This window comes from Vibrio sp. B172a, from assembly GCF_030248355.1.
Taxonomy (GTDB): Bacteria; Pseudomonadota; Gammaproteobacteria; order Enterobacterales; family Vibrionaceae; genus Vibrio; species Vibrio owensii.
Genome location: NZ_JAHGAC010000007.1, coordinates 217,791 through 237,896, shown reverse-complemented (window position 1 = coordinate 237,896; position 20,106 = coordinate 217,791). Strand labels below are relative to the sequence as shown.

The 20,106-nt window shown below is 45.5% G+C and carries 20 protein-coding genes and 1 tRNA gene; 3 read left to right on the top strand and 18 right to left on the bottom strand.

What is annotated here, in order from left to right:
• Genes KIT90_RS09065 through KIT90_RS09045 form a run of 5 tightly spaced genes read right to left on the bottom strand, consistent with a single transcriptional unit; the run spans nucleotide 1 to nucleotide 1,682 of the window.
• Complete coding sequence (locus tag KIT90_RS09065; protein ID WP_285376343.1) at nucleotides 1-318, bottom strand: conjugal transfer protein; 318 nt, start codon at nucleotides 316-318, stop codon at nucleotides 1-3.
• Between the two features lie 14 nt (nucleotides 319-332).
• Nucleotides 333-935: a lytic transglycosylase domain-containing protein gene (locus KIT90_RS09060; protein ID WP_285376342.1), complete on the bottom strand. Its 603-nt coding sequence runs from the start codon at nucleotides 933-935 to the stop codon at nucleotides 333-335.
• Complete coding sequence (locus KIT90_RS09055) at nucleotides 925-1,284, bottom strand: TraY domain-containing protein (RefSeq protein WP_005430748.1); 360 nt, start codon at nucleotides 1,282-1,284, stop codon at nucleotides 925-927. Before KIT90_RS09055 ends, KIT90_RS09060 begins: the two co-directional genes overlap by 11 nt.
• A 48-nt stretch (nucleotides 1,285-1,332) precedes the next feature.
• A complete protein-coding gene (locus KIT90_RS09050) occupies nucleotides 1,333-1,470 on the bottom strand; it encodes a TraY domain-containing protein (RefSeq protein ID WP_230677206.1) in 138 nt (45 codons plus the stop codon).
• Between the two features lie 50 nt (nucleotides 1,471-1,520).
• The gene (locus KIT90_RS09045; protein ID WP_005430811.1) at nucleotides 1,521-1,682 is read right to left on the bottom strand and encodes a hypothetical protein; all 162 of its coding nucleotides are present in this window, start codon (nucleotides 1,680-1,682) and stop codon (nucleotides 1,521-1,523) included.
• An 827-nt stretch (nucleotides 1,683-2,509) separates the two neighbouring features.
• On the opposite strand from KIT90_RS09045, the gene KIT90_RS09040 reads away from it, so the two are divergent.
• Complete coding sequence (locus KIT90_RS09040; protein WP_054824057.1) at nucleotides 2,510-3,139, top strand: DsbA family protein; 630 nt, start codon at nucleotides 2,510-2,512, stop codon at nucleotides 3,137-3,139.
• 90 nt (nucleotides 3,140-3,229) lie between these two features.
• On the opposite strand, the gene KIT90_RS09035 is transcribed toward KIT90_RS09040, so the two are convergent.
• Both KIT90_RS09035 and rnt read right to left on the bottom strand, forming a co-directional pair.
• A complete protein-coding gene (locus KIT90_RS09035; RefSeq protein ID WP_005444668.1) occupies nucleotides 3,230-4,555 on the bottom strand; it encodes a Na+/H+ antiporter family protein in 1,326 nt (441 codons plus the stop codon).
• Nucleotides 4,556-4,583: 28 nt separating this feature from the next.
• Nucleotides 4,584-5,228, bottom strand: a complete 645-nt coding sequence (rnt, locus tag KIT90_RS09030; protein WP_005439693.1) for a ribonuclease T — start codon at nucleotides 5,226-5,228, stop codon at nucleotides 4,584-4,586.
• A gap of 307 nt (nucleotides 5,229-5,535) precedes the next feature.
• On the opposite strand from rnt, the gene KIT90_RS09025 reads away from it, so the two are divergent.
• Nucleotides 5,536-6,417 (top strand): OmpA family protein, encoded by an 882-nt coding sequence (locus KIT90_RS09025; protein ID WP_171370640.1) that lies wholly within the window; start codon nucleotides 5,536-5,538, stop codon nucleotides 6,415-6,417.
• A 110-nt stretch (nucleotides 6,418-6,527) separates the two neighbouring features.
• On the opposite strand, the gene KIT90_RS09020 is transcribed toward KIT90_RS09025, so the two are convergent.
• The 11 genes from KIT90_RS09020 to KIT90_RS08970 form a co-directional block, all read right to left on the bottom strand.
• Complete coding sequence (locus tag KIT90_RS09020) at nucleotides 6,528-6,962, bottom strand: DUF2753 domain-containing protein (protein ID WP_005439686.1); 435 nt, start codon at nucleotides 6,960-6,962, stop codon at nucleotides 6,528-6,530.
• A gap of 150 nt (nucleotides 6,963-7,112) precedes the next feature.
• Nucleotides 7,113-7,529 carry a lactoylglutathione lyase gene (gene gloA / locus KIT90_RS09015; protein ID WP_020196364.1) on the bottom strand — a complete coding sequence of 139 codons (417 nt, stop codon included), beginning with the start codon at nucleotides 7,527-7,529 and terminating at the stop codon, nucleotides 7,113-7,115.
• A 31-nt stretch (nucleotides 7,530-7,560) separates the two neighbouring features.
• The gene (gene nth, locus KIT90_RS09010; RefSeq protein ID WP_005536424.1) at nucleotides 7,561-8,202 is read right to left on the bottom strand and encodes an endonuclease III; all 642 of its coding nucleotides are present in this window, start codon (nucleotides 8,200-8,202) and stop codon (nucleotides 7,561-7,563) included.
• Between the two features lie 79 nt (nucleotides 8,203-8,281).
• On the bottom strand, nucleotides 8,282-8,974 hold the full coding sequence (locus tag KIT90_RS09005) for an electron transport complex subunit E (RefSeq protein WP_005439683.1): 693 nt from the start codon (nucleotides 8,972-8,974) through the stop codon (nucleotides 8,282-8,284).
• Nucleotides 8,967-9,605: an electron transport complex subunit RsxG gene (gene rsxG / locus KIT90_RS09000; protein ID WP_005536427.1), complete on the bottom strand. Its 639-nt coding sequence runs from the start codon at nucleotides 9,603-9,605 to the stop codon at nucleotides 8,967-8,969. Before rsxG ends, KIT90_RS09005 begins: the two co-directional genes overlap by 8 nt.
• 7 nt (nucleotides 9,606-9,612) lie before the next feature.
• Nucleotides 9,613-10,659, bottom strand: coding sequence for an electron transport complex subunit RsxD (gene rsxD, locus KIT90_RS08995; protein ID WP_009707287.1), 1,047 nt, complete (start codon nucleotides 10,657-10,659; stop codon nucleotides 9,613-9,615).
• Entirely contained in the window at nucleotides 10,659-13,070 is a 2,412-nt protein-coding gene (gene rsxC, locus KIT90_RS08990; RefSeq protein WP_285376337.1) for an electron transport complex subunit RsxC, read from the bottom strand. Before rsxC ends, rsxD begins: the two co-directional genes overlap by 1 nt.
• An 8-nt stretch (nucleotides 13,071-13,078) precedes the next feature.
• Nucleotides 13,079-13,672, bottom strand: coding sequence for an electron transport complex subunit RsxB (gene rsxB, locus KIT90_RS08985; RefSeq protein ID WP_005439677.1), 594 nt, complete (start codon nucleotides 13,670-13,672; stop codon nucleotides 13,079-13,081).
• 3 nt (nucleotides 13,673-13,675) lie between these two features.
• On the bottom strand, nucleotides 13,676-14,254 hold the full coding sequence (gene rsxA / locus KIT90_RS08980; protein ID WP_005425202.1) for an electron transport complex subunit RsxA: 579 nt from the start codon (nucleotides 14,252-14,254) through the stop codon (nucleotides 13,676-13,678).
• Between the two features lie 312 nt (nucleotides 14,255-14,566).
• Complete coding sequence (gene pflB / locus KIT90_RS08975; protein WP_285376336.1) at nucleotides 14,567-16,864, bottom strand: formate C-acetyltransferase; 2,298 nt, start codon at nucleotides 16,862-16,864, stop codon at nucleotides 14,567-14,569.
• A gap of 374 nt (nucleotides 16,865-17,238) precedes the next feature.
• Nucleotides 17,239-17,314: transfer RNA gene (locus KIT90_RS08970), tRNA-Asn, on the bottom strand.
• A 559-nt stretch (nucleotides 17,315-17,873) separates the two neighbouring features.
• Here KIT90_RS08970 and uvrB point away from each other — a divergent pair.
• Nucleotides 17,874-19,904 carry an excinuclease ABC subunit UvrB gene (gene uvrB / locus KIT90_RS08965; RefSeq protein WP_005439672.1) on the top strand — a complete coding sequence of 677 codons (2,031 nt, stop codon included), beginning with the start codon at nucleotides 17,874-17,876 and terminating at the stop codon, nucleotides 19,902-19,904.
• Nucleotides 19,905-20,106: the final 202 nt, after the last annotated feature.

The window sequence follows — 20,106 nt, the reverse complement described above, 5'->3', positions numbered from 1 at the left end:
TTAGCTTCCCCAAATAGACCAAGCGTAAGTGACTGCTGCAACGATACCGCCAGCAGCTGCCGCTTTAGCGATGCTGATGCCCACATCCCCCCATGTTTTTTTCTCTAACAAGGCCATGATGACCATGACGATACTGTAAACAAAGACGGCTGAGCCTAAGAGTTTGTATGCCCAATCCGCGATTTCATCTACCCAGTTCGTTGCCTCATCTAAGCCTCCTGCAGCGATCGCTGGATGACAAACAATAATCAGCATCATGGCGATGAATGCCGCTTTAAGGTTGATGTATGTTTGAGCGTTTGAATTAAGGGTGTTCATTGAATATTTCCTTATTAATAAGAGAAGTCACCAAAGACATCCCATGAATGGGCTTGCTTTGGTGGTGTTGGTTTTGACGGTTGAGAAGACTCAATGGTTGAGTCGTAAGATTCAGAAATGGTGTTGGAGGGAAGCTTCTTTGCTCGGTTGAATTTCTCAACGTAGCTCAGTCCTTTTTCTCCTTCACCTTGATAGCCTCGTGTGAAGTTATTGGAGTAATAACAAGAGGCGGCATCATCAAGTAGTTGTTGGTGTGCCTTGTTTGGTGTTTGCGCTTTTGCGCGGTGGTAACACTTAGCGTAAATATCCGCTCCGACCTCAATGCTTTTACAAGCGTCAAATGCGGTTTCGATAGTCATGCCATAGGCGGGAAAGTTCTCTTTGTAGATTTGCATCAATCCCAAGCTGTACTTAAAGCCTTGCTTTTCCAAATCGGTTGCAATTTTGATGGCTTCAAGTTTGGTCTTGGGTTGATTAACAGGTTTGGCTCCGACTACAGCGATAGCATAGGGATTACGAGAGCTTTCATTATCGATGAGGCGTTTGAGGATGCTTGCGTCAACTTGGCTTTGGCAGGTATTGAGTAGAGGGATTAACGCGCTCAACTCAAGGAGCATGTTCTTCCTCCTGTACGACACCAACTGCTGATATGGTTGGGTATCGTTTTAAGTGGTCTTTTAAACGTATCGAGTATTCGTCAACCAAGGTTTTTACTTTGTACTTACCTCGATACAGGCAAGGTACAACGCTTTTTCTTACCCTGATAGGGATCTTAATAGACGTTTTAAACACTATCTCATCAAGCTTGTTTTGTGGGCTGTGATGAAATCGTTGTACGTGGTCAATTAAGCGAAGGGAAGCTTCCTTTTTTAAGGAGCGAAAAGAGCGTTGAGAGGCTTGGTTGAGAAGATCGTATGTTTGTTGGTCGAGGGTGAGCTTACCCTCTATGAGCTCTTTGTTATCCATGTGAGACTCCTTTCGTCCCAAGATTGGATGTTTTGGATTAAAAAAACGCTAAGGTTTAGCTCGGGGGGTCATGTGTCGGTCGAATTTAGTCAGATGGTCACTTAAACGGAAACTTGCTTCTTGCCGTTTTGTTCGCTTGTTGAACTTTGCAGATTCTTCTAGCTTTCGGTTGGTTTCAGAGTCCATCTTGAACCAAATTCCAGTTGTGTCGTTCTCTGTGTTTTGCGGCATTTCATTTACCTCAGTGCTAAGAACTCACGAGCATGAAACCGTCTGAAGTGATTACGTGTTCGCTCTAGTTCAATGTCATGTGGCGTTCGTTCTTTTGTTGCTTTATCGACCTTTGATTGAGTTCTCAGGTAGCGATAAGAACGAAACTGTTTGAGTTTATCAGTCATAATTGTTTCTCCTTACGAGAATGCTCTTTCACTTTCATCGGCTCAGAGCAAAACCGAACCCAGCCCGTTTGCGAGACGTCGGGTGTGTTTGGGAAATATTTCTCTCCACTAGTTTTTAGTGGGGCTTCCCCGTCGATAAAACTGATGCAGTGGAGCACGTTTCCAACGTTCTGTTGCGGCGTTTTATCTGCCTAGGCACGAATTAACAAAGAGCGAAATTTATATGTATATTTATACATATGTTTTTGAGTTGGTGTCAAAGTTAGGGACTCCAATTTTGTGTACCGTAGTTCACAGTTTTTATATTCTATTAAAACTAACGAAATTTCTTTAAGTGTTTGTATTTTAGTTTAATTTTGAATCTTTTTCTGTGGTCGTTACTAGTCGGCTATTGTCGGAAGTATGATTATGTGAGGGATAGAGGGAGGGCGCTTTGTGTCCTATCAGTGGTACATCGAATCTTGTTACTATTCTGACGTTTATCGCGATGAATTTAATTCAAGCTAAGTGGTGGTGTTTCAGAGAGCGTACTTGTAGATAAATGTATGCATACATCTTTGTCGTAAGGTTTTTTAAGATAAAACAGTTTTTAAACTTTTTAGGACGTATAATTGAGCTTAAAGATTGCAACACACTTAAAACAAACACAGCAACCCCTTCATTTTCTGGGGGAGCATGAGGCGTAACTTGCGTGGCCGTTTCCAATGGTAAACATTTACTGGATAGCGCCAGACTTTAGGGAACTTCAAAAAATATGTCGCCACATCATCGCCACTATTTAAAATTGTTTGATTTAACTGATTGATTTTATAGGTTTAAAAATTAAAGTGGATATAAAGCTTTACTACGTACATGATCCTATGTGCAGCTGGTGTTGGGGCTACAAACCAACCATCGAAAAATTGAAGCAGCAACTGCCGGGTGTGATTCAGTTTGAGTATGTTGTGGGTGGGCTCGCGCCAGATACTAATCTGCCTATGCCACCGGAAATGCAGCAGAAAATTGAGCAAATTTGGAAGCAAATCGAAGGTCAGCTTGGTACCAAGTTTAACTACGATTTCTGGACGTTGTGCACACCAGTACGTAGCACTTACCAATCTTGCCGTGCCGTTATCGCTGCAGGCTTCCAAGATTCTTATGAGCAGATGCTAGAGGCGATTCAACACGCTTACTACTTACGTGCGATGCCGCCTCATGAAGAAGCAACTCATCTGCAACTTGCTAGAGAGATTGGTTTAAACGTTCAGCAGTTCAAGAACGATATGGATGGCACTTTGCTGGAAGGTGTTTTCCAAGACCAGTTAAGCCTTGCTAAGAGTCTTGGTGTAAATTCTTACCCGAGTTTGGTACTGCAAATTAACGACGCTTACTTCCCGATTGAAGTGGATTATGTGTCGACAGAAAACACGTTGAAGCTGATTCGCGAGCGCATTATCGACAACATGCCAGCGCAATAATCCGAAACGGTTTTCAAAACCTGAACAACAAAAAGCCGCTCCTCAATGAGCGGCTTTTTCGTAACGAGTTGTATCCATTCAATGACGCAATTACAGCACCATTGCAGCAATCCAACCGAAGATGATCAGAGGGATGTTGTAGTGGATAAATGTCGGTACTACGGTTTCCCAAATGTGCTCGTGCTGACCATCGGCGTTTAGACCCGATGTTGGACCTAACGTTGAGTCAGAAGCAGGAGAACCCGCGTCACCTAGAGCTGCTGCTGTACCTACTAGTGCGATTGTCGCCATCGGTGAGAAACCAAATGCTAGCGAAAGCGGCACATAGATAGTTGCAAGGATTGGAATCGTAGAGAACGATGAGCCGATACCCATTGTTACCAACAGACCAACGATAAGCATTAGTAGTGCTGCAAGAGGCTTGTTGTCACCGATGCTGGTTGATAGCGATTGTACAAGCGTCTCAACACCGCCAGTTTGCTTCATTACTGCAGCGAAACCTGCCGCCGCAATCATGATGAAGCCAATCATTGCCATCATGTGTACACCTTTAGTGAACACGTCGTGCGTTTCTTTCCATGCGATAACACCACCGAAAGTGAACACCATGAAGCCTGCTAGTGCACCGATGATCATTGAGCCCGTGTATAGCTGTACGCTTAGCGCAGCAAGAATACCTAAGCCTGCAACCACGATATGCTTTTTGTTTAGCTTCTCTTCAGATTCTTGAACAACGGTCAGCTCAGTCTCTTTGTATTCACGAGGTTTACGGTAGCTAAAGAAGATCGCAGTTAGAAGACCAAACAACATACCTGCACCCGGCAACAGCATTGCTGTCGGTACTTGGCTTGCCACAACGTCTGTTAGACCATTGTCATGCAAGTTCTTCAATAGGATGTTGTTTAGGAAGATGCCACCAAAACCGATTGGTAGAACCATGTATGGCGTGATCAAACCAAAGGTAAGCACACAAGCAACCAAACGACGGTCCAGCTTCAGCTTAGCGAATACGCCCAAAAGAGGTGGAATCAAAATTGGAATGAAGGCGATATGTACCGGAATCACGTTTTGAGATGACATGGTAACAAGTACAAGAGCAACCAATACTGCGTATTTTAGACCCGTAGTCGACGCAGAGCTCTCTTTACCATTTAGGCGCTTGATAACGCTTTTTGCCAGAAGGTCAGTGATGCCAGAACGAGAAATCGCAACAGCGAAAGTACCCAGCATTGCGTAGCTTAGCGCGATAGTCGCACCGCCACCTAGACCGCTTTCAAATGCAGCAACCGTATCCCCAAGGCTCATGCCTGCAACAAGGCCACCAACGATGGCACTAAACGTGAGGGCAACCACCACGTTTACGCGCATCAATGCTAACACGAGCATGACGCACACAGATATAACGACAGGATTCATACTTTTCCTAATATGTTGTGTTTATTTATTATTCTTCGTCGACAAGCGGCCAACCGCCTAGGGCCTTCCATTTGTTGACGATGCCACAGAATAACTCTGCAGTTTGTTGTGTATCGTATAGGGCAGAATGTGCCTCACGATTGTCGAATTCCATCCCTGCAGCTTTACATGCTTTAGCGAGAACAGTTTGACCATAAGCAAGCCCACTTAATGTTGCGGTATCAAAAGTGGCAAATGGATGGAAAGGGACTCTTTTTAGTTTGCAGCGCTCGTTAGCTGCATTAACAAAACTTAAGTCGAAAGCAGCGTTGTGTGCCACCATGATGGCCCGTGAACAATCGGCCGCTTTTTGTTCTTTACGGATCAGCTTGTAGATTTCTTTGAGTGCTTCTTGTTCTGAAACTGCTCCACGTAAAGGGCTGAATGGGTCACGAATACCATTGAATTCAAGGGCTTCTTTTTCTAAGTTCGCGCCTTCGAAAGGTTCGATATGAAAATGAATGGTCGAGGCAGGATGCAAATCGCCATTTTCATCCATGCTAAGGGTAACGGCGCAGATTTCTAAAAGTGCATCAGTTTGAGCATTGAAACCTGCGGTCTCAACATCAACTACCACTGGAAAATAACCACGAAAACGTTTTTTCAGGGTCAGAGCTTCATTTTCTATTGTCATGTTGGCTTATATTTGTGTGACGAAGGCTGCATTATTGCAGATTCTACCGATGAGAAAAACCGCAATTTCGGAGAAATGTAGAATTCTATTCCTCCGTTAACCAGTAAGGGTTATAACCAAAAACAAGGTAGTCGGTCACCTGTTATTCTCGTGATGTTATTTACCATTTTATGCACTTGCCAAAGTGGGGGGTAACTCCTTATAACCCCTTGCAAATTCCATGTTGGCGGGATTTTTGCATTGTTCTGCATGTTTTCAATTGATTCATGTAAGCGGCAATAGACTGCCGTTTGAGAGAAGTACTTAGATGAATAAATGGCTAGTAACCAGTGGTATCTTGATGTCTTTGCTTAGCGCGAACAGTTTTGCGTCGATGGGGAAGCGTTATGTTGCTACACCGCAGCAATCACAATGGGAAATGGTGATGAACACGCCATTGGAATGCCAGCTTGTGCATCCTATCCCTGGGTTTGGTGACGCGGTATTTTCGTCTCGTGCGAGTAAAAAGATTAACTTGGATTTTGAGCTAAAGATGCGTCGCCCTATGGGGGAAACGCGTAACGTTAGTTTGATTTCTATGCCACCACCTTGGCGTCCGGGTGAGAATGCCGATCGTATTACTAACCTGAGGTTCTTCAAGCAGTTTGATGGTTATGTTGGCGGGCAAACCGCTTGGGGCATTCTGTCTGAGCTAGAAAAAGGGCGCTACCCAACGTTTAGTTACCAAGATTGGCAGAGCCGTGATCAGCGTATTGAAGTCGCGTTGTCCTCGGTATTGTTCCAAAGCAAATACAACGCTTTTAGTAACTGTATTGCTAACTTGCTGAAGTACAGTTTCGAAGATATCGCCTTCACGATTCTTCACTATGAACGCCAAGGCGATCAGTTAACTAAAGCCTCGAAGAAGCGTTTGTCGCAAATTGCTGATTATGTTCGTCATAATCAAGATATCGATTTGGTGCTGGTGGCGACTTATACCGATTCAACGGATGGTAAGAGCGCAAGTCAAAGCTTATCGGAGCGACGTGCTGAATCATTACGTACTTACTTTGAGTCGCTAGGGCTATCTGGAGATCGCATTCAAGTGCAAGGTTACGGCAAGCGTCGTCCAATTGCAGACAATGGCTCACCAATTGGTAAAGATAAAAACCGTCGCGTAGTAATTTCGCTGGGACGTACTCAGGTCTAACTGAAGTTAACCAATAAAAACGCCAGAGTTTGACTCTGGCGTTTTTGTATCCGTTTGACGTTGTTTATTTTATTCGTTGCCGCTTAGCTTTGTGCTATGTGTTATGTGTTTTAGTTTAGGCGGAACTTAGCAATGATTTCACAATTGGTCGCGGTATCGATTTTCTCGACTTGTTTTGCGATTGCTGGGTTGGGATGGCGCTTCATGAAATCAATCAGTGCTTTTGTGCAACAGCCAATGGAATCAATAAAGCTTGCACAATCTTTGTTTGGGCATTGAGGAATCAGAGTGAGTACTTTCTCCGAAGCCAGTTGAAGATATTTGAGCTCATATTCGGTATCACCAGCCCAACGCCAGAATTGGGCGAGGTTATGGCATGAAATCACCGAAATCAATAATCTCTCGTCGGCTTCTATTTCCACGCATTCGCTAATATCTTCACTCAGGCTAAGGGCTTGCTGGTAATGAAGAATGCTGCGAACAGGGTCATCTAGTTGAAGTGCAGTATCGGCTAGAAGTGTGTGTTTTTCCCATTCACTGATCATTATCGTGTCCCACATATCGATGTTGCGGACAAATCTAAACGATAATTATTATCAAGTAAAGTAATTTGTTGATAAAAGAAAGGCAGGTCTCAGACCTGCCTGCAAAAACATCGCGTGTTTCAATATAGCGTGTTTCAATAAAAGAGCTTGTTAGCCTTCTAGTCCTGCTGACGCTTGTTTGTTTTGAATCAACTCAATCATGTAGCCATCAGGGTCTTTCACGAAAGCGATGTGCGTTGTACCGCCTTTTACTGGGCCGGCTTCACGAGTGACATTGCCACCAGCTGCTTTGATTGCGTCGCAAGTTGAGTAGATATCGTCTACGCCAATTGCGATATGGCCAAATGCAGAGCCTAAGTCGTACTCGGTTGTACCCCAGTTGTAAGTAAGCTCGATGACGGCACCTTGAGACTCATCACCGTAGCCTAGGAATGCCAGCGTGTACTCGTACTCTTTGTTTTCATTGGTACGAAGTAGCTGCATGCCCATTACTTCAGTGTAGAACTTGATAGATTTGTCTAGATCACCCACGCGTAGCATGGTGTGAAGAATTCGACCGTTTGACATTATTTGCTCCTAGCGATTGTTTCAGACGGGGTTATTCGTCTGGGTACACTTTTTCTTTGAATTCACACAGATCTTCGATGATACAACTGCCACAGCGAGGCTTTCTCGCCACACAGGTATAGCGACCATGAAGGATCAGCCAGTGGTGTACATCAAGCTTAAACTCTTTTGGCACCACTTTAAGCAGTTTTTCTTCTACGTCGTCGACGGTTTTACCCATCGCAAACTTTGTACGGTTAGAAACACGATAGATGTGCGTGTCCACTGCAATAGTTGGCCAACCGAAGGCGGTATTCAGTACTACGTTAGCGGTTTTACGACCTACACCCGGCAAAGCTTCAAGCGCTGCACGATCTTCTGGCACTTCGCCGTTGTGCTTCTCTAGCAAGATCTTACAAGTTTTGATGGTGTTTTCGGCTTTTGAATTAAACAGTCCGATGGTTTTGATGTATTCCTTTAAACCATCGACACCCAAATCAAGAATGCCTTGTGGCGTGTTCGCAACAGGGTAGAGCTTGTCTGTTGCTTTGTTTACGCTTACGTCCGTCGCCTGCGCAGAAAGCAGTACGGCGATAAGCAACTCAAACGGTGTGCTCCAGTTGAGCTCCGTCTGAGGATTGGGATTGTTTTCTCGGAGTCGTTCGAGAATTTCAATTCTTTTGACTTTGTTCATTGCTGACTTCCAAACCCGTCTTTGCGGTTTATGAAAAAGGCCCTACGAGTGGTAGAGCCTTGATTTTAGAATTCTTGTATTATGCGTTAGTTACGCGGGCGCGCTCAATGGCTGGTTTTTCTTCTTTCGGCTGACGTTCCTGAATTGAGCTGTCGATAACGTTTTTCAACGCAATCAAAAGTCCTACGCCGATAAACGCACCTGGCGGCAACAATGCCAGTAAGAAGCTGCTATCGAAGTGGAAAACTTGAATACGCAGTGCCGCAGCCCAGTCACCCAATAATAGGTCTGCACCATCGAACAAGGTGCCGTTACCGATAAGTTCACGCATAGCGCCAAGTACAACCAATACGGTTGTCATACCAAGCCCCATCCAGAAACCATCCAATGCTGCTGGCAATGGATCATTCTTCGAGGCATAAGCTTCTGCACGGCCAATAATAATACAGTTGGTCACGATCAGTGGGATGAAGATGCCCAGAGATAGATACAATCCGTAGGCATAAGCGTTCATCAAGAGTTGAACACAAGTTACCAAGGCTGCGATGATCATAACGAAAACCGGAATACGGATTTCTTTTGGTACGTAGTTACGAATCAGTGAAACTGTCAGGTTAGAACCGACAAGCACCAACAAAGTCGCAATACCCAAACCAAGGGCGTTGGTAATGGTAGAAGAAACCGCAAGTAGAGGACACAAACCCAGAAGTTGTACTAGGGCAGGGTTGTTGCTCCACATGCCGTTTTTCATTAGCAGTTTATTTTCACTCATGGTTGCCTCCTGCGCAGTCTAGGGGCTGATTCAGAATCTCATCACGAGACTTATTTACGTAGTTTACTGTGTTTCTCACCGCTTTCACTACCGCACGAGGGGTAATAGTTGCGCCAGTAAACTGATCGAAATCGCCGCCATCTTTACGAACTCGCCAAGAATTCCAGTTACTTTCTGTCACTTGCTTACCAGTGAAGCTCAAGATCCAATCCGTAACGCGTAAATCAATTTTATCACCCAATCCCGGCGTTTCTTGATGGCTTAGGATACGAGTACCAAGGATTTTGCCTTGGTTATCGATGCCGGTGATGATTTTGATTTCACCGTTGTAGCCATCTGGTGCGATGGACTCAATCGCCATTGCCGTTGGTTGACCATCTTTGGTGGCAATGTAAGTTGGCATCGAGCGAACCGTACCTAGATCGGGCGCAGAGACCATAGTACATGCCGCAACAAGATTGTTGTCATGCATTTCTTCCGGAATCACTTGGTTAAGAACCGACAGCAATTGCTTTTGTTCCTGAAGCTTAATTTGATCTTTTGTTAGGTACTGAGTCAGTGCCACAAGACCGGTTGTTGCACAGGCGAAGATCGCCAATGTCAGACCATTTTTTCTAATAGCGGTTAACATGTTTACCTCAGTGACCGTAAGTTCTTGGTTTGGTGTAGTAGTCGATCAACGGTACACACATATTGGCAAGCAGAACGGCGAACGCAACGCCATCTGGGAAGCCACCCCAACTACGAATAATGAATACCAACGCGCCGATCAGAGCACCGAAAATTAAGCGACCTTTCACGGTCGTTGATGCCGAAACAGGATCGGTTGCGATAAAGAATGCGCCTAACATCGTTGCACCTGAAAGTAGGTGGAAGATTGGTGACGCGGTTTCTCCCGGCATGATCAAGCTAAACACGGTACTAAACAGTGCCAAGCTGCCTAGGAAACCAACTGGAATGTACCATTGGATGATGCGCTTTTTGATCATCACTAGACCACCAACCAAGTAAGCTAGGTTTACCCATTGCCAACCGATACCCGCAAGTCCGCCAAACATTGGTTGTGATAGCACCTCACTTGGCGTTGCACCAGTATGAATACCAGTTTTAAATGCATCTAATGGAGTTGCCATTGTTACGCCATCCACGCCGGCACGAACTTGTTGCAGCGACAAACCATCAAAGTCATAGCCAGTGAAGATCAGAGACAACGCATCTGCAAAAGTCACGTGCTCAGACATCAATGAAACAGGCGCGCTCCAACTTGTCATTTGGACAGGGAAGGAGATGAGCAACACAACGTAAGCGACCATCGCTGGGTTAAATAGGTTTTGACCAATACCACCGTATAAGTGCTTTGCAATAACGATGGCAAAAATCAAACCGATAACCATGATCCACCAAGGGGACCATGGTGGGATTGCCACAGCCAATAACCATGCTGTCACGATGGCACTGTTATCACGCAGCGCACGCATTGGAGAACGCTTACGCACAAGCATGACTAATGCTTCAAGTGACACTGCGACCGCGATAGCGAACACGAGTTGAATGATGGTGCCCCAACCAAAGAAGTAGGTTTGAGCTACTAAGCCAGGAATAGCGCACAGCGCTACCCATTTCATCAAATCAGGCGTGCTGCGACGGCTGTGAGCGTGTGGTGAACTGGCAATAAAAAACGACATTACTCGTTCTCCTCAGTATTGTTCTTATTCGCTTCTTGCTGAGCTTTACGTGCTTTGGCGCGCGCAATGGCTGCGGCAACAGCAGCTTTCTTTGGATCCACTTCCGGCTCTTCAGAAGGCGTTTCTTCAACAGATTCTGTTTGTGCTTCTTGCTGAGCTTTACGTGCTTTGGCACGAGCAATGGCTGCGGCAACCGCAGCTTTCTTTGGATCGACTTCTGGTTCTTCAGAAGGAGCCTCTGCTTCTACAGGTTCTGTTTGCTCTTCTTGCTGAGCTTTACGTGCTTTGGCACGAGCAATGGCTGCGGCAACGGCGGCTTTCTTTGGATCTTCAGCTTGTTCAGCAGGTGCTTCTGTTTCTGCAGGTTCAGTCGAGCCTTCTTGCTGAGCTTTACGTGCCTTAGCGCGAGCAATGGCAGCGGCAACTGCGGCTTTCTTCGGATCTTCAGCTTGTTCAGCAGGAGTTTCCGTTTCTACAGATTCAGTTGATTCTTCTTGCTGAGCTTTGCGCGCTTTTGCACGAGCAATCGCTGCAGCAACTGCGGCTTTCTTTGGATCTTCAGCTTGTTCAGCAGGAGTTTCCGTTTCTACAGATTCGGTTGAATCCTCTTGTTGTGCCTTTTTCGCTTTAGCTCTGGCGATCGCTGCTGCAACCGCTGACTTCTTGTCGTCAGCATTATCTGTAGCTGCGTCGCCTTGTTCTTTTTGCGCTTTGCGTTCGCGAGCAAGACGTTTGCGTTCTTCGCGTAGCTTCGCCATTTCTGAGTTATCAGGCTCGGCTGCGCCAGATTGAGCCGCTGCAGCTTGTTTCGCTTTTGCTTTGGCAATCGCGGCTGCAACCGCTGGTTTCACTGCTGGCTCGGCTTTCGCTTCGGTATTCTCTTTTTGTGCTTTCACGCGAGCGATGGCTGCGGCAATCGCATCGTCACCGCCAGAGGCTTTCATGTCTTTACGACGATCATCCGCGGCTTTCTTAAAGCGATTTTCACGTTCTGCTTTCTCGCGTTCCATACGCGCTTTCTTCTCTTCAAAGCGCAGCTTAGCTCGTTCAGCTGCTGCCGCTTCTTGAGCGCGTGTACGGATTTCAGCTTTCGCTTGACGATAGTATTGAACCAGTGGAATTTCACTTGGGCACACAAACGCGCACGCGCCACATTCAATACAGTCTTTTAAGTTCAGCTCTTCGAGCTTTTCGTATTCTTGGCTTTTCGCATACCACTGAAGCTGCTGTGGCAATAGCGATGCAGGGCACGCTTCCGCACATTGGCTGCAACGGATACATTCCATTTCGTATTGGTCAGAAGCGATCTCTCGACGCTTTGGTGCCAGAATACAGTTTGCTGTTTTAGTGATAGGAACCTGAGCGTGGGGTAGGGTAAAGCCCATCATTGGACCACCCATGATTAGGCGCTGCAGTTTCTTATCTGCTTTATAGCCAAACTCGTCTAACAGTGCTTGTACTGGCGTACCAAGAAGTGTCCAAACGTTACGTGGTTGCTTGAAGGTTTTACCCGTCAGAGTCACGATGCGATTGACTACAGGTTCGCCATCGATCACTGCACGTTTAATTGAGTAGAGAGAACCAACGTTTTGAACCAGGATGCCAATATCTGCAGGGATAGCGCCGCTAGGAACTTCTTTGTTGGTCAAAATCTTGATGAGCTGCTTCTCACCACCAGAAGGGTATTTGGTTGGGATAACGCGGATCACGATGTCTTTGTTCATCGCCGCTTGTTCCAGCGCTTTGATTGCTGCTGGCTTGTTATCTTCAATACCAATGATGGTCAGTTTTGGCTTAAGGATATGCTCGACGATCTCGATACCTTGGATCAGTTCGTCTGCATGTTCCTGCATGAGTTTGTCATCGGCGGTGATGTAAGGCTCACATTCAGCCGCGTTAACGATAAGAATTTCGGTACGTGCAATACCCGATTGGATCTTCTTAGCCGTTGGGAAGCCTGCGCCACCCATGCCCGAGATACCAGCAAGGCGAATCACATCGATCAACGCATCTGCAGATTCTTGGGTGTAATCGGCAACTGGCGTTTTCTCACACCAAGTATCGTTACCATCTGGCGTAATCACTGCGCACAGTTCGCTTAAACCTGATGGGTGCGCAACAGTGCGTGGCTCAATAGCTGTTACTTGCCCAGAAGTTGGAGCATGAACAGGAACGGTGAAACCACTGTCTGACGCCGTTAGCTGTTGACCTTTCAACACTGTGTCACCAACAGCAATCAACAGATTACCTGCTTTACCGATGTGTTGTTTTAAAGGTAGGACGATTTCCGACGGAATGGCGGCATGAACCAATTCAGTTTTGTTGGATTGCTTTTTGTTTTCTGCCGGATGCACGCCGCCTGGGAAATCCCATAGCGAACCAGTACGAATTTGTTCAATCAAAGACAACATACGAAACCTTATTTAATTGAATCAGTCACGTTCGCTGCATTGGCAGCATCCGTAATGTTAACTACTGGAATAGCGTTAAGCTTCCACTTCCAGCTCTCTGTGGTAGTTTCCACAGGAATCATTTCAATACAGTCAGTTGGACAAGGCGCAACGCACAAGTCACAACCCGTACATTCGTCTTTGATCACGGTATGAAGGGCTTTAGTACCACCAACAATCGCATCGACAGGGCACGCTTGAATACATTTGGTACAACCGATACACATGTCTTCATGGATGAAAGCAACGGTTTTGACTTTGCTGTCGAGATCGTGTGCCGACTCTTCCGCTTCAACGCCCATCAGATCCGCCAGTTTTTCAATGGTCGCTTGACCGCCTGGAGGACACTTATTGATTTTGTCGCCGTTAGCGATCGCTTCGGCGTATGGACGACAACCAGGGTAGCCACACTGACCACACTGAGTTTGCGGGAGAATAGAGTCGATTTGATCGACAATTGGATCCGCTTCGACTTTGAAGCGAATCGATGCAAAACCGAGTATCGCTCCGAAAACAGCAGCGAGGGCAGCAAGAGCGATGATCGCAATTAAAATCGTACTCATCGTTTACTTCACCAAACCTGTAAAGCCCATAAAGGCAAGAGACATAAGGCCTGCGGTGATCATCGCAATCGATGCGCCTTTAAATGGCACAGGTACATCAGCTGCAGCAATACGTTCACGCATTGACGCAAATAGGATCAGTACCAAAGAGAAGCCAACCGCTGCGCCAAAACCGTAAATGATCGATTCGATAAAGTTGTGGTTCTCGTTGATGTTAAGTAGAGCAACACCCAGAACCGCACAGTTCGTTGTGATCAGAGGTAGGAAGATACCCAACAGACGATACAGCGTCGGGCTGGTTTTGTGCACGACCATTTCGGTGAACTGTACAACAACAGCGATCACCAAAATAAAGCTCATGGTTCGTAAATATTCGATGCCCAGTGGACGCAAAACATAGCTTTCCACCAAGTATGCACACACAGACGCGAGCGTTAGTACAAAAGTTGTAGCTAAGCCCATGCCAATTGCTGTTTCCAGTTTTTTAGACACGCCCATAAAAGGACACAAGCCTAAAAACTTCACCAGTACAAAGTTGTTCACCAGCACAGTGCCGACCAACAACAAAATATATTCGGTCATAGTTATTACGTTCTTAAAATCCGATCCCAATATTATCGTGTTTTGTGACACCAATAACAACCAGAGAACGGTGTGGTTTTATGCACCCGATGGAAAATTATACGTGTATGTGATGTGAGCGGATGAATTAATAAGAAATTGAAAAGTTTGGTGAATGGTTGTTAACAAAGAAAAACGCAATTACCGCCACTGATTTAACGCACGCGTTGTTGATGGTTTTGGTATCACTTCGTATGGTTCGCCAGAAACGATAAAAGCTCATACCCCTAATGAGTTAGAGGTATGAGCTTTGATTAATTTACAATCTCGCGATTACAGTTTTTCTGTAAAAGTTCGGCTGATCACGTCTTGTTGTTGCTCTCGAGTTAGCGAGTTAAAACGTACCGCGTAACCAGACACTCGAATCGTCAACTGAGGGTATTTCTCTGGATGTTCAACCGCATCCAATAACATCTCTCGGTTAAGAACGTTGACGTTAAGGTGTTGGCCACCTTCAATCGCAATGCCCTCGTTGCTTGCTTCGTGATGGAAGTAACCATCCATTAGCGCGGCTAGGTTTTTCTTCTGACTTAGTTCATCTTTACCTAACGCGTTAGGCACAATTGAGAAGGTGTAAGAAATACCATCTTTCGCGTAAGCAAACGGCAGTTTAGATACCGATGCCAAAGACGCAACCGCCCCTTTTTCATCACGACCGTGCATTGGGTTTGCACCCGGGCCAAAAGGCATACCTGCGCGACGGCCATCTGGTGTATTACCCGTTTTTTTGCCGTAAACCACGTTAGATGTGATCGTTAGGATCGATTGAGTTGGCAATGCTTCGCGGTAGGTGTGCATCTTCTGAATTTTCTTCATGAAGCGCTCAACCAGATCACAAGCGATGTCATCAACACGGGCATCGTTGTTACCAAATTTTGGATAATCACCTTCGATTTCAAAATCAAAGGCGATGCCATCTTCATCACGAACAGGTTTCACTGTCGCGTATTTAATTGCTGCCAAAGAGTCAGCGACAACAGACAGACCAGCAATACCACACGCCATGGTGCGGTGCACGTCGCGATCCATCAATGCCATCAGTGATGCTTCGTAGCTGTAACGGTCATGCGAGTAGTGGATGATGTTCAACGCTGTGACGTATTGTGTTGCTAGCCATTCCAACATGTTGTCGAAGCGTGGCATCAAAGCGTCAAAGTCGAGAATTTCATCTTGAACTTTGTCCACTACCGGACCCACTTGCGCTTTCGATTTTTCATCGATACCACCGTTGATGGTGTACAGAAGCGCTTTTGCAAGGTTGGCACGTGCACCAAAGAACTGCATGTGCTGACCAACAATCTGTGGGCTCACACAACATGCAATCGCGTAGTCGTCATTGTCGAAATCAGGACGCATTAGATCGTCGTTTTCGTATTGAACAGAAGAGGTATCAATCGACACTTTTGCAGCGTATTGCTTGAATGCTTCTGGCAATTGCTCTGACCAAAGAATCGTCATGTTTGGTTCAGGAGCAGGGCCCATCGTATGTAGCGTATGTAAGTATCGGAATGTCGTTTTAGATACTAGCGTACGGCCATCAACACCCATACCTGCCATCGCTTCTGTTGCCCAGATTGGGTCGCCAGAGAACAATGAATCGTATTCCGGTGTACGAAGGAAGCGAACCATGCGCAGTTTCATGATGAAGTGGTCGATCATCTCTTGCGCTTGTGATTCATCAATCAAGCCATTTGCGATATCACGTTCTAGGTATACGTCTAGGAAAGTCGATGTACGACCTAATGACATTGCTGCGCCATTTTGTGATTTAACTGCCGCCAAGTAACCAAAGTAGGTAAATTGAATCGCTTCTTGCGCTGTTTTTGCAGGTAGCGACATATCAATACCGTATTTCAAACCCATTTGACGAATGTCTTCAAGCGCTTGAACTTGGTCTGCAATTTCTTCACGTAGACGAAGCGTTTTCTCAAGATCGCCACCGCGCTCTAAGAAAGTTTGTGTCGAGTTGTATTGCTCTTTTTTGTCCGCTTTTAAGTAGTCGATACCGTAAAGGGCGATACGACGGTAGTCACCAATAATACGACCACGGCCATAGGCATCAGGAAGACCAGTGATGATGCCTGATTTACGACACGCTAGGATTTCTTTGGTGTAAAGGTCGAAACACGCTTTGTTGTGAGTTTTACGGTATTCAGTGAAGATCTTTTCAACCGTTGGATCCAATTCGCGGCCATAAACTTCGCACGAGTTTTTCACCATGCGAATACCACCATTAGCGATGATTGCACGTTTTAGAGGCTGATCGGTTTGTAAGCCAACGATCTTTTCTAGATCTTTGTTGATGTAACCCGCATCGTGAGAAGTAATCGTTGATGGCAGATCGGTATCGAAATCAACAGGAGCGTGTGTGCGGCTTTCTTGTTTAATGCCTTCAAGCACTTGGTTCCATAATGCTGAAGTAGATGCGCTAACCTCGGCTAAGAAGGACTCGTCTCCCTCATATGGTGTGTAGTTTTTTTGGATGAAGTCACGAGTGTTGACAGAGTTTTGCCATTCACCAGCAGTGAATCCAGCCCATGCTTCTAGCATATCAGTCGTCGGAATAGTCATTAGTAAATCCCTAAGTTATTGATAAATAGAATGGAGGCGACGAGTAGGACGGAACCATTCTTAACCCTGTCAATCGTATGGATTTACTATCTATGAGTAAAATGAATGCTTTTCATTTTTTGAATGATTAATTTGCATTAATCTGAAATTCAATGGCTTATGTATTTAAATTGCCTTGAGATATGCAAATTTATTGTTGATACAGTGAACTTGTGGGCGAATTGATAGTACAAGCTGCTGACGAAAGAGCTTAAGTTAGCCGGACTTACAAAGAGACGTATTGATGAAACGATACAGCGCCTATCTTGATGTTAACATTCAAGAAGGGCAGATACGAAAAAAGCCCAGTTTTTCAACTGGGCTTTTCGGGAATTTGGCTCCTCCTGCTGGATTCGAACCAGCGACCTGCGGATTAACAGTCCGTCGCTCTACCGACTGAGCTAAGGAGGAATTGCTTTGCTTGAAAGCGGGTCGAATCTTACCGAGCACCTATATTTCTGTCAACACCAAAAATACACATTTCTAGCAAAAAATAGTGCTTTTTTTTCTTTACTTTTTTGTATGCCTTATCAGTAAAGGGCTGGAGTTAGTTATCCACCAAAATTGTGGATAAGTATGTTGATGAGATCTGAGTAAAGATCTTTTATATGCAACAGTGCTGATTTGTTTTGAATTTTTAATCAGAAATATGCACTGAATAATCATATAAAACAGTGATTTATTTAATTCGACGCAAAATTGCTTAAAGTGGATAAGATTTGGTCTTTTGGGGATAAAGGATAATATTGGGTGTTTCTGGGGAAAAGTTGTGGAAACTAAATTGTGATGATTTGGGGACGTTCATCAACTAGGGCGAAAGACTATAACAGAGTCGCCTGAGTAAGGCTAGATCAAAGTAAAGAAAGCGCAAAAATTAATTACAATGAGCTATAAATCTAAAATAGACGTAGATTTCATCTAACAAGGTGTATATATATACAGCCAAAGTGCAGTAAATTTAAGGAAGGGTATGAGTAAAGTTTATGAACTGGTCTCTGAATATCAACCATCCGGTGATCAGCCAACCGCGATTAAGCAGTTGTTAGAAGGGTTAGATGCAGGTCTTGCTCATCAGACATTATTGGGCGTAACTGGCTCTGGTAAAACATTCACACTGGCAAATGTTATCGCAGAAGCACAGCGACCAGCGATTCTTCTTGCCCCTAACAAAACCTTAGCTGCTCAATTGTACGGCGAAATGAAGTCTTTCTTCCCCAATAACGCGGTGGAATACTTTGTGTCGTACTACGACTACTACCAACCAGAAGCGTACGTTCCGACCACGGATACCTTTATAGAGAAAGACGCTTCAGTTAACGCGCATATTGAACAAATGCGTTTGTCCGCTACAAAAGCACTACTAGAACGTAAAGATGCCATTATTGTCGCATCGGTATCGGCTATCTATGGTTTGGGTGACCCTGAATCGTATCTACAAATGATGTTGCACTTACGTCGCGGTGATGTGATTGATCAGCGCGATATGCTACGTCGCCTTGCAGAACTGCAATACTCACGCAATGACGTCGCATTTGAACGTGGCCAGTTCCGTGTTCGAGGTGAAGTGATTGACATCTTTCCAGCCGAATCAGACCAAGATGCGGTACGCGTAGAGATGTTTGACGATGAAGTTGATTGCATCAGCGTTTTCGACCCATTGACTGGTGTGGTAAAGCAGCGCGACTTGCCACGTTATACTATTTATCCAAAGACGCACTATGTTACGCCACGTGAGCGTATTCTCGATGCCATTGAAAGCATTAAAGACGAGCTTGAAGTACGTAAGAAGCAGCTTCTGGATAACAACAAGCTTCTAGAAGAACAACGCATCAGCCAACGAACTCAGTTCGATATTGAGATGATGAACGAGCTTGGCTTCTGTTCAGGTATCGAAAACTACTCTCGTTACTTGAGTGGACGAGCGGAGGGTGAGCCGCCACCGACACTGTTTGATTATTTGCCTCACGATGGTTTGCTGATCATCGATGAGTCCCACGTGACGGTTCCGCAGATTGGTGCCATGTATAAAGGTGACCGTTCACGTAAAGAGACGCTGGTGGAGTTTGGTTTCCGCCTACCTTCTGCATTGGATAACCGTCCGATGAAGTTCGAAGAGTTTGAAGCAATTTCTCCGCAGACGATATTTGTCTCGGCGACACCGGGTAACTACGAGCTTGAAAAATCAGCCGATGAAATTGCTGATCAGGTGGTACGTCCGACAGGTCTGCTTGACCCAGAGTTGGAAGTACGTCCGGTAGCGACTCAGGTTGATGACTTGTTGTCTGAAATTCGAATTCGAGCGGCGAAAGATGAGCGCGTTCTGGTGACGACGTTAACCAAGCGTATGGCAGAAGACTTGACCGAATACCTACATGAGCACGATGTGAGAGTTCGTTATCTTCACTCAGATATTGATACGGTAGAACGTGTTGAAATCATTCGCGACCTTCGTTTAGGCGAGTTCGATGTGTTGGTAGGCATCAACTTGTTACGAGAAGGTTTGGACATGCCTGAAGTGTCGCTGGTGGCAATTCTAGATGCGGATAAAGAAGGCTTCTTGCGCTCCGAACGTTCACTGATCCAGACCATTGGTCGTGCTGCTCGTAACATCGAGGGCAAAGCAATTCTGTACGCGGATTCGATCACTAAGTCGATGAAGAAAGCGATGGACGAAACGGATCGTCGCCGTGAGAAGCAAAAAGCGTATAACGCAGAGATGGGTATTGAGCCTCAGGCCTTGAAGCGCAATATTAAAGACATCATGGAATTGGGTGATATCACTAAGTCGAAGCGTCAGCGCAATACTAAGCAAGTACCGCTATCGAAAGTGGCAGAACCTTCGCAAACCTACGAGATTATGTCTCCGCAGCAGTTGGAGAAAGAGATCAGTCGTTTGGAAGCGGCGATGTACCAACACGCCCAAGACCTTGAGTTTGAGTTGGCAGCCCAAAAACGTGATGAGATAGAGAAGTTGCGCGCTCAGTTCATTGCCAATAGCTAATTCAACGCGCCCTAGAATGCCCAAGTGCTTGTGTCTACAGACGGTGCTTGGGCATTTTATTATTCCCTGTTCAACAGACAAAAAAGAAGCCAATAGGCAGTCGGGTCTATTGGCTCGTTTTGTGAACATGTCGTTCACTAACAACGTCAGTTGGCTAGGTGACCCGAGGGGTCGTTATTTATACAGCATGGTTTGTGCCACT

Coding starts and splice junctions, on each gene's coding strand:
- KIT90_RS09065 (WP_285376343.1), bottom strand. CDS start 318: ATGAACACCCTTAATTCAAACGCTCAAACATACATCAACCTTAAAGCG.
- KIT90_RS09060 (WP_285376342.1), bottom strand. CDS start 935: ATGCTCCTTGAGTTGAGCGCGTTAATCCCTCTACTCAATACCTGCCAA.
- KIT90_RS09055 (WP_005430748.1), bottom strand. CDS start 1,284: ATGGATAACAAAGAGCTCATAGAGGGTAAGCTCACCCTCGACCAACAA.
- KIT90_RS09050 (WP_230677206.1), bottom strand. CDS start 1,470: ATGGACTCTGAAACCAACCGAAAGCTAGAAGAATCTGCAAAGTTCAAC.
- KIT90_RS09045 (WP_005430811.1), bottom strand. CDS start 1,682: ATGACTGATAAACTCAAACAGTTTCGTTCTTATCGCTACCTGAGAACT.
- KIT90_RS09035 (WP_005444668.1), bottom strand. CDS start 4,555: ATGAATCCTGTCGTTATATCTGTGTGCGTCATGCTCGTGTTAGCATTG.
- rnt (WP_005439693.1), bottom strand. CDS start 5,228: ATGACAATAGAAAATGAAGCTCTGACCCTGAAAAAACGTTTTCGTGGT.
- KIT90_RS09025 (WP_171370640.1), top strand. CDS start 5,536: ATGAATAAATGGCTAGTAACCAGTGGTATCTTGATGTCTTTGCTTAGC.
- KIT90_RS09020 (WP_005439686.1), bottom strand. CDS start 6,962: ATGATCAGTGAATGGGAAAAACACACACTTCTAGCCGATACTGCACTT.
- gloA (WP_020196364.1), bottom strand. CDS start 7,529: ATGTCAAACGGTCGAATTCTTCACACCATGCTACGCGTGGGTGATCTA.
- nth (WP_005536424.1), bottom strand. CDS start 8,202: ATGAACAAAGTCAAAAGAATTGAAATTCTCGAACGACTCCGAGAAAAC.
- KIT90_RS09005 (WP_005439683.1), bottom strand. CDS start 8,974: ATGAGTGAAAATAAACTGCTAATGAAAAACGGCATGTGGAGCAACAAC.
- rsxG (WP_005536427.1), bottom strand. CDS start 9,605: ATGTTAACCGCTATTAGAAAAAATGGTCTGACATTGGCGATCTTCGCC.
- rsxD (WP_009707287.1), bottom strand. CDS start 10,659: ATGTCGTTTTTTATTGCCAGTTCACCACACGCTCACAGCCGTCGCAGC.
- rsxC (WP_285376337.1), bottom strand. CDS start 13,070: ATGTTGTCTTTGATTGAACAAATTCGTACTGGTTCGCTATGGGATTTC.
- rsxB (WP_005439677.1), bottom strand. CDS start 13,672: ATGAGTACGATTTTAATTGCGATCATCGCTCTTGCTGCCCTCGCTGCT.
- rsxA (WP_005425202.1), bottom strand. CDS start 14,254: ATGACCGAATATATTTTGTTGTTGGTCGGCACTGTGCTGGTGAACAAC.
- pflB (WP_285376336.1), bottom strand. CDS start 16,864: ATGACTATTCCGACGACTGATATGCTAGAAGCATGGGCTGGATTCACT.
- uvrB (WP_005439672.1), top strand. CDS start 17,874: ATGAGTAAAGTTTATGAACTGGTCTCTGAATATCAACCATCCGGTGAT.